Source organism: Thermosulfurimonas sp. (genome assembly GCF_015491435.1).
In the GTDB taxonomy this organism is placed as follows: Bacteria; Desulfobacterota; Thermodesulfobacteria; order Thermodesulfobacteriales; family Thermodesulfobacteriaceae; genus Thermosulfurimonas_A.
In genome coordinates this window covers 1-8,334 of the sequence record NZ_WFVX01000031.1, presented here as the reverse complement: position 1 = coordinate 8,334, position 8,334 = coordinate 1, and the positions used below count along the sequence as shown (strand labels likewise).

The following is an 8,334-nucleotide window of genomic DNA, read 5'->3' as shown; positions in this document are numbered from 1 at the left end:
GTCTGGGAGAGATCCTGCGGGAAGCCCTTCTGGAGGGGCGGCTGGTGGTCCTTACCGAGGCCGATCGGAAGGAACTTCCGCGGGACCTGCTGCGGGATCTGGCCCTTTATCTGGTCCTGGTGGCCGAACGCCCCCTGGGGTTTGCGGAACACCGTCTCGGTGTCCCCTCTCCCTCCGGGGACTATCTGGCCGGGGTCTTTCGACAGTGTGGGCTTTCCGAGGCCTGGCCTTTCCCGGTTTGCCGGCGGGATCTCAAAAAATGGATCCGGGCCGGGCTTACGCCGGAGGAGATCCTCCTTGAAAAATACCGTCGCCGGGCCCAGGGGCTGGCCCTGGTGCGGAAGCCCTGCCGGAGCCCCGAAGAGTTGGTATTACCGGAAAGGGAAAAGAGGCTCCTGGATCACCTCCTACTTCGTCTGCGGCGCCGGACTCTGATCCTGGAGGATGACGGCCTGGCCCGCCTGGCTTATCCCCGCAAAGGGGTCAACGTACTTTTTTCCGGGCCTCCGGGTACAGGCAAAACCCTGGCCGCGGAAATCCTGGCCGGATCTCTGGGGTTGCCGCTAGTGATGGTGGATCTGGCCGGGGTGGCCAGTAAATGGGTGGGCGAAACGGAAAAAAATCTGCGTCTCATTTTCGAGGACCTGGTAACCCCGGAGACGGTGGTGGTCTTTGATGAGGCCGAGGCCCTCTTCGGACGCCGGGTAGAAAATCGACAGGCCCAGGATCGCTATGCCAACATGGAAATAAGCTATCTCCTTCAGCGACTGGAGGATCATCGGGGGTGTGTAATCCTGGCCACCAATCTGGAACCGGCTCTGGACCAGGCTTTTGTGCGCCGACTGGATCTGATCCTCCGATTCCCCTTCCCGGATGAGGAGATGCGGGAACGGCTCTGGCGGCAATTTCTGGCCCGGCTTCCCCGTACCCGGGGTATAGAGGTAACCAGGCTGGCTCGAGAGTATCCCCTGAGCGGGGGACAGATCCGAAACATCGTCCTCACCGCGGCCTATCTGGCCGGGGAAGGACCGGTAGGCCCCGAGGAAATAAAAGAAGCCTTGGAACTCGAGCTGACCAAACTCGGAGCCATGCTGGAGGCGAGGTGAAGGCACCGGCCCGGGAGGGAAGAAGAAAGGAAGGCGTGGACCTTCGGGGACGTCCCGGAAAGGAAGTGATCGAGGAGATCCGAAGGCAGGTCCCCCAGGGCCAGAAAAGACGCCTGATCTTTTCCTATGGAGCCATGGCCCGGGGAGAGATAGAAATCACTCACCATCGTCATGATCTCCGGGGCAAGGGGTTCCTGCCCCTGACCCGGCCTGCCCTTCCGGTAAAGGATGTAGGGCTCTGGGTAAAGGTGACCCCCCGGGGCCCCACGGGGTATCTGGCCTTCCGCACGGAAAAGGGGGTCCACAATCTGAGACATCTGGCCCTTCTCCTGCGGCTTCGTCCCCAGGCCCTAGGGCTTCAGGGGATCCGGATAAGCGGTTCATCCCGGATCACCAATCGTCTTACCGAGCAGGGGGTACTGGAGTTTGCGGCCTCCGGGCTGAGACTTCGGATTAAGGAACGTTTTCGGGGGCATCTGGATCTTTCTCTTACCGATCGCGGCCCCCGGGTCACCCGGGCCGGGGCCCTTCTGGATTTCGGAAAGATAGCCCGGGTAGAAATGGAACTGGTTCCCGCGGAGGACGGCTACCTTACGGGGAAGGTTCAGACCCAAGTCACCCTGGGACGGGCCTCCGGGAAGGCCAACTTCCTCTGGGACCGCGAGGGTCTTCAGGCCCAGGGAGATCTGAATTACCGGGACCAAAAGTTCGACGGAAAGGTCCATCTGGAGGTGGTGAGCAGCGATCGGGCCGGGAAGGTGCTGGGCTCCCGGATTCCCCGCCGCAAACCCTTTCCCCGGCCCTATGCCCTGGTGGCCCAGGGGGTCCTGCGTTTCCATTTTACGGACTGGCTCACCGGGAGCGCCCGGGTCTTTATCGATCCCTGGGGACATTTTACCGTCTGCGGGGAAATCACCCCTCAGGCCGAGATCGAGCTCTTCCCCCAAAAGAACTACCGTCGAGAGCTTCCCTCGCTCGAGGCCCGGGCGGCTTACGGTATTCCGGTCCTCGGCAACGTATTTCTTTTCCTGGGGATCGGGCTTGAACTCTGGGCCGTAGTGGGGCCGGCCAAATTCTATAACCTCAGGGTGAGCGGACAGTATTCCACCGATCCGGCGGTAGCCAAGGATTTTCGGATCCAAGGGTCCCTGAACATCTCCGCAGCGGCGGGGCTGGATGCCCGGATCGAAGGTGGGGCCGGGGTGGAGATCGCCGACCACGACGTGAAGGCCGGTATCGGACTCACGGGTCGGGCCGGCATCAAAGGATACGCCGAGGCCACCCCGGTGGTGGGGTACCGGGAAAACCCGAAGAACGGCCAGGGGGAATTCTTCATTAGCGGAGACCTGGAGCTCGGAGCCCAGCCCTTCCTGGGACTTTCCGGAGACTTTTTCCTTCGGGTGGACAGCCCCTGGTGGTCGCCGCTGGGGGACCGCAAATGGAGCTGGCCTTTTATGCACAAGGAGTGGCCCCTTCCGGGCACCCTGGGTATCCGGGCCCGGGTGGATTACGTGTTCGGTTCCCGGGACTGGCCCCGGATCGAATTCGGACGGGTGGATTTCGATCCGGAGAAATTCGCTTCGGATCTGGTTCACCGCCGGGTAAAGAGCGGGCCAGGAGAAAGGAAAGCCCCGGGACGCTGGAAAGAGAGGAACCGCCCCGGGGCCCGGGCTCCCTCTGCCCCGGAGAAGAGGCCGGGGGGCCGCCCCGGAGGGACCGCCAGGCGGATGCGGGTACGGAAAAAGGGGTTCCCGGCTCCCGGACATCGGGCCCGGGTCCCTGGCAGAGGGAGGGCTCTGCGGAAGAGGGCCCGCAGACCGGTCCGAAGCCACGGGAAGGGAATCCCCAAGGGGCTGGCCCGCAAACGGCCAAAGGTCCCCGGCCAGGCCCCTACAGATCCCCGCAAGGCTCGGGCCCTGGCTGCGGTTCGGGCCGCCTTCGCCCGGGAGAAAAAGCCCCTTCCCCTGGGCCGGGTCTATGCCCTGACCCGAAAACTCCGGCGACGGTATCGGTTCCGGCGGCTGGAGGCGGTGGTGCGGGGGAAACGTTTTCAAATCCGGGCCGCTCTGAGTAAAGAAAGAACGATTTATACGGGTCCGGTGGAGGAAGGGATTCCGCTTTTCGGGTCCGATCCCACCTGCCCCTCGGCTTATCAAATAAGCGGCGACACCCTGATCTTCCGGACCTTCTATCTGCCCCGGGCCAAATACTACACCCAGGGCCCCGGGGGCGAATATTTCTATCGTTCGAGGTACGAAAAAAGGGCCCTTGTCGCGCGGGTTTCCGCGGTCCATCCCCGGGAGGCCAAGGCCCAGCGGAAGGCCTGGGAGGCGACCTATGCCGAGCCGGCCCTGAAAAGTATCTGCAAATTCCTGGCCTCTAAGGTTCCACCCCGGGAGATCAAGATCAGGAGTAAGGAAGGGACTTCTTCCGGCCAGACCCGGGAAAATATCTGTGAATCTATGAAAGAGAAAAATCCCTCCCTCCGGTTTCTCCTGGAAGAGATCGTAAAACGCCGCTGGCACGTGTTTCCCGACTGGGGAAGGAAGGAGTGTGACAAGTCCGTTTCCTATGATGTGGATCATATTGTGGAACTGGCGGTGGGGGGAAAGGACGATCCCCGGAAAAACTATGTGCTCCTCACTTCCCGGGCCAATCGTTCCAGCGGCGGGGCCTTTGCCGCCTATTTTCGGGCCATGCGCAAGAAGGCCACGGAACTGGGAAAGAGCCAGGTAAAACTGGTCAAATTCTCCGGGGAACCGGTTCATCCCGGTCGGGGCCGGGTGGGAGGTGGGGACCTCTGGACCTCCCGGGAGATTGCCTCCGGAGAACATATAAAACGGTGTTATCCCCTGCTGATAAGGAGGCTCGGGGCCCGATGAGCCAGATAATCGCTGACCTCGGAGAGACCCTGATAGGTATCCTTCGGGAGGGCTTTGAGGGGGTGATTCCCCATCCCGAGGAGGCCATCGTGCTCTCCTCCCCCGGGGATCTGGGCCCGGCGGAGAATCCACGACTCTGTCTTTTCCTCTACCATCTCCGGGAAAACACCGCTCTGAGGAACGCCTTTACACCGGAGGAAAGGAGACCTCCCCTGGCGCTGGATCTCTATTTTATGCTCACGGCCTATGCTCCCTCGCGTTTGACCGACCGCACCTCCGCCACCCTGGAGGAATACCGTCTGCTCGGGCGGGCCATGGCCATCTTTCATCGCCATCTTGTCCTCCGCGATCCTTATCTGCGGGGTGAGCTGGCCGGACAGGGCCTAGAGTTTCGTCTGATCCTGCATCCCCTGCCGGTGGAGGAGATGGCCCGGATCTGGAACGCCTTCCATTCCCGGCCCTTCAAACTCTCGGTCTGTTATCTCCTTACCCCGGTCATTATGGAAACCCCGATTCGGGAAAGGGAACCGGTGCGGGAGATCCTTCTGGACCTGGAGGCCCGGAAATGAGACGCATCCTTCCGGAATTGATCCTCCTCATCACCGACGCTTACACCGGGCAAAGACCCCATTTACCCTATCTTCTAAGGATAGATCCCCCGCCGGTGCGGAGGGTGAGAAATCCGCACGGGTATCATCTTCTTTTTTACCGGCTCTATGGGGAGGGACTGGAGGTAACCGTTTCCGTTTCCGGGCCGTATTATCAGCCGCGGGAGTTGAGGCTTTCCTTGCCCCGGGGAGGACCTCTGGAGATCGAGCTCTGGCCGGAAAGGATTTATCCCTTTCCCTCCGGGGCCACCCTGCTTTACGGGCAGGTATTTCGGGAGGGACGGCCCCTGGGCGGGGTCCGGGTCCTTGCTCGGACCCTTTTTGAGGAGATCCTCACCCGTACCGACACCCAGGGATCCTTTGTCCTTTTCCCGCGGAGGGTGGAGGGCCGGAGACTCCTGCGGCGGGGGCAGGGGCTTTTTATCCCCGGGCCCCGGGGCGGACGCCGGATCTCCCTTCAGGTGGAGACCCCGCAGGGGATGATCATCCGACGGCATCCGCGCTGGCCCGTAGGGGAAGAAACCCGGATCCAGGTGGAGGTGCGACCATGAAAAGGGCCTCCGCCGGTTCCGAATCTCAAATCACCAGGAAGGAGGAAGACTTATGCCGGAATATCTTGCACCAGGGGTTTACATCGAGGAGATAGAGCTGGGGGCCAAACCCATCGAGGGGGTAAGCACCTCCACGGCAGTCTTTCTGGGGCGCACCGAACGCGGTCCCACGGAGGAGCCGGTTCTGGTAACCAGCCTGACCCAGTTCCGGCGCCTTTTCGGAGGGCCTTTTTCCGAGGAGGCCTATCTTCCCTATGCCCTGGAGGGTTTTTTCCTGAACGGGGGAAAACGCGGTTTCGTCTGCCGGGTCCTGGGCGAGGGGGCCGAGGAGGCCCGTTTCACCTTCAACGGTGCGGCCCATCCCGTTTTCCGGGCCGGCTCCAAAGGGGCCTGGGGAAATCGCTTACTGGTGGTGCTCCGTCCGGACGAAAAAGACTCCAGCCAGATAGGCGCACTGGAGCTGGCCCTGGTGCCGCAGGAAAAGACCCTGGAGGCCCTTATGGGCACCGACCCCCACAAAGCCTGGGGAGACGTGGATCCCCTCGCGTTGAAGCGTCTTCTGGAAAAGGCCCGGGACCGGGAAACTTACGCTCCCCGTCCGGGAAGCTCCTCGAGGCTGGAGGATCTCCGGGAGCAGCTCAAACGTTCCCAGCTGCTGAGGTTGAACCTGGACCAATCCCAGGCCCAGAACCTCGCGCCCGGGGTCTATCGCCTCTCCGGGGGCAGCGACGGCACCCTTAAGCTGGAAAATTACCAATCCTTTTTCCCGGACCTGGAGAAGATAGAAGAAATCTCCCTGGTCTATGCCCCCTACGAAAAGGATTTTTACGCGCATCTGGTTCCCCGGCTCCTTGCCCATTGCGAGAAACTGAAGGATCGTTTCCTGGTCATAGACCCGCCTCCGGGAAAGACCCCTTCAGATCTGGCCGGCTCTCCTCCACGCGATCACTGGGAAAGCAAGTACGCGGCTTTTTACTATCCCTGGCTCCGGATCTACGATCCTCTAACCCAGGGCCTGCGGACCGTGCCGCCGGGGGGACATGTGCTGGGGGTCTATGCCCGCACGGATGTGGAACGGGGGGTACACAAGGCCCCGGCCAATGAACCGGTACGGGGGGTGGCTGGTCTGGCTTATCGGGTAGGCAAGGGGGAACAGGAGATTCTCAATCCCCTGGGGGTCAATTGCATCCGGGCCCTGCCCGGGAGGGGGATCCGGATCTGGGGGGCCCGTACCCTCTCCTCCGATCCCCTGTGGAAATACGTCAACGTCCGGAGGCTCTTCATCTTTCTGGAGAAATCCATCGAGCAGGGACTCCAATGGGTGGTCTTCGAACCCAATAGTCCCAGGCTGTGGGCCCGGGTCCGTCAGACCGTGACCCAGTTTTTGACCGGGGTCTGGAAGGACGGGGCCCTTACCGGGGCCACTCCGGAGGAGGCCTTTTTTGTGAAATGCGACGAGACCACCATGACCGAGGAGGATATAGAAAACGGTCGTCTGGTGGTGATGGTGGGGGTAGCCCCGGTGAGACCGGCCGAGTTTGTTATCTTCCGGATCGCCCAATGGTCCGGAGGCAGCGAGGTCAGCGAATAACCCCTTACAAGGAGGTCCCTTATGCCTGTAGGACAGAGGAAGGATCCCTATCGTAATTTCCGTTTTCTGGTGGAGATCGACGGCATCGTTCAGGCCGGGTTCAGCGAGGTAACCCTTCCGGACAGCACCCAGGACGTGGTGGAATACCGGGAGGGGCATGAGCCGCCGGTATTGCGAAAGCTGCCGGGTCTGGCCAAGTACGGCAACGTAACCCTCAAGTGGGGGGTTACCGATTCCCTGGAACTCTATAACTGGCGTCGGCTGGTGGAACAGGGGAAGATGGGCGAGGCCCGGCGCAACGTGGCCATCATCGTCCTTAACGAGGAGGGAGAACCCGCGGCCCGGTGGGAGTTTTATCAGGCCTGGCCGAGCAAATACGACGCCCCGGATCTCAACGCCAAAGGCAACGAGGTGGCCATCGAAACCCTGGAAATAACCCATGAAGGCATGAAACGCACCGCCTAGGAGGAAGACCATGTTACAGACGGAGTTCGAGTTCACCCTGCCCAAAGGCTATGTGGACGATGAGGGTCGTCTCCACCGTCAGGGGGTCATGAGGCTGGCCACCGCCGCGGATGAGATCCTGCCCCTCAAGGACCCCCGGGTACAGACCAATCCGGCTTATCTAACGGTTATCGTTCTTTCGCGGGTCATTCTCCGCCTGGGGGACCTTCCGGATGTAAATCCTCGCATTATCGAGGGGCTTTTTCTGGAGGATCTGCTCTACCTCCAGGATCTCTATCAACGCATCAACGGCGGGGGCGGATACACCCTGAAGACCAAGTGTCCGCAATGCGGACAGGAAGTGACGGTGGAGGTGACCAACCCGGGGGCCTGAAGGGCTACCCCCTGGAGCGTCTTTATGAGGAACTGGCCTTTCTGGCTTATCACCTGCACTGGGGCTATCAGGAACTCCTGGAGCTGGATCATGCGGAAAGGAGACGCTGGTGCCGGGAAATAAGCCGTATCAATCAGCGATTGGCCGAGGAGGAAAGACGCCGGGGGTAGCCCTATTCCGACCCCTTGTTCCGGGCATTTTCCTGGCAGAAAGGATCCGAAAACGGCATCACCTGGAAAGAGGATCTCCATCCCTCCTTAAGCTGGTCTGGCGGATACCGGGAGGAAGGCTTTTCCGCCCCCTGCGGTCCCGGATAGCCTTCCGGCCGAAAAAGCATTCCGGAGATAAGGGCCCGGGGCTCCTCCTGCGGGTGATCCGGATAAGAGAAAAAACCCCCGGGAGGCCCCCTCTCGTGCTGCTCGCCTCCGGGGCTTCCGGAGGAACGGAGCCGGAAACCTTCTCCCGCTATATCCTCATCCTCGAACCATCGGTTTTTCTCCGGGAACGGATCACCCTCCGCGGGATCCTATCCCCGACCGGGGCTTCCTCTCCCTCGCCTCCTCTCCCTTCCGCCCCGAAGGAGGAGAAATTCCTTCCCCGACCGGAGATCCTGATAGGGAAGGAATCTCTCCGTATCGTCCGGGAAGGAAGCCCGGAACCTCCGGTTACCCCTTCCGGGGAAGGACCTCTCCGAAAAGAAATTACCCCTTTCCTGGACACCGTACGGGAGAGGAGGGACCTTGTCGCTCCCGCAGGAG

At 61.4% G+C, this 8,334-nt stretch carries 9 protein-coding genes; all 9 read left to right on the top strand.

The genetic code is table 11. From position 1 onward, the window contains the following. Positions 1-1,106 (top strand): ATP-binding protein (locus F8J34_RS01165; RefSeq protein WP_297055586.1); only part of this gene is annotated, 1,106 nt, incomplete at its 5' end. After that, on the top strand, positions 1,103-3,988 hold the full coding sequence (locus tag F8J34_RS01160; protein WP_297055583.1) for a hypothetical protein: 2,886 nt from the start codon (positions 1,103-1,105) through the stop codon (positions 3,986-3,988). The genes F8J34_RS01165 and F8J34_RS01160, both read left to right, overlap by 4 nt. Next, on the top strand, positions 3,985-4,557 hold the full coding sequence (locus F8J34_RS01155) for a DUF4255 domain-containing protein (RefSeq protein ID WP_297055580.1): 573 nt from the start codon (positions 3,985-3,987) through the stop codon (positions 4,555-4,557). Before F8J34_RS01160 ends, F8J34_RS01155 begins: the two co-directional genes overlap by 4 nt. Then, positions 4,554-5,147, top strand: a complete 594-nt coding sequence (locus F8J34_RS01150) for a hypothetical protein (protein ID WP_297055577.1) — start codon at positions 4,554-4,556, stop codon at positions 5,145-5,147. The genes F8J34_RS01155 and F8J34_RS01150 overlap by 4 nt, the downstream gene beginning before the upstream one ends. Before the next feature lie 52 nt (positions 5,148-5,199). Further along, a complete protein-coding gene (locus F8J34_RS01145) occupies positions 5,200-6,738 on the top strand; it encodes a phage tail sheath family protein (RefSeq protein WP_297055574.1) in 1,539 nt (512 codons plus the stop codon). A 21-nt stretch (positions 6,739-6,759) separates the two neighbouring features. After that, a complete protein-coding gene (locus F8J34_RS01140) occupies positions 6,760-7,203 on the top strand; it encodes a phage tail protein (protein WP_297055572.1) in 444 nt (147 codons plus the stop codon). Between the two features lie 10 nt (positions 7,204-7,213). Further along, positions 7,214-7,576 carry a hypothetical protein gene (locus F8J34_RS01135; protein ID WP_297055569.1) on the top strand — a complete coding sequence of 121 codons (363 nt, stop codon included), beginning with the start codon at positions 7,214-7,216 and terminating at the stop codon, positions 7,574-7,576. Then, positions 7,573-7,746 (top strand): DUF6760 family protein, encoded by a 174-nt coding sequence (locus tag F8J34_RS01130; RefSeq protein ID WP_363315387.1) that lies wholly within the window; start codon positions 7,573-7,575, stop codon positions 7,744-7,746. The genes F8J34_RS01135 and F8J34_RS01130 overlap by 4 nt, the downstream gene beginning before the upstream one ends. Before the next feature lie 242 nt (positions 7,747-7,988). Continuing rightward, on the top strand, positions 7,989-8,334 hold a 346-nt coding region (locus F8J34_RS01125; protein ID WP_297055563.1), incomplete at its 3' end, for a hypothetical protein.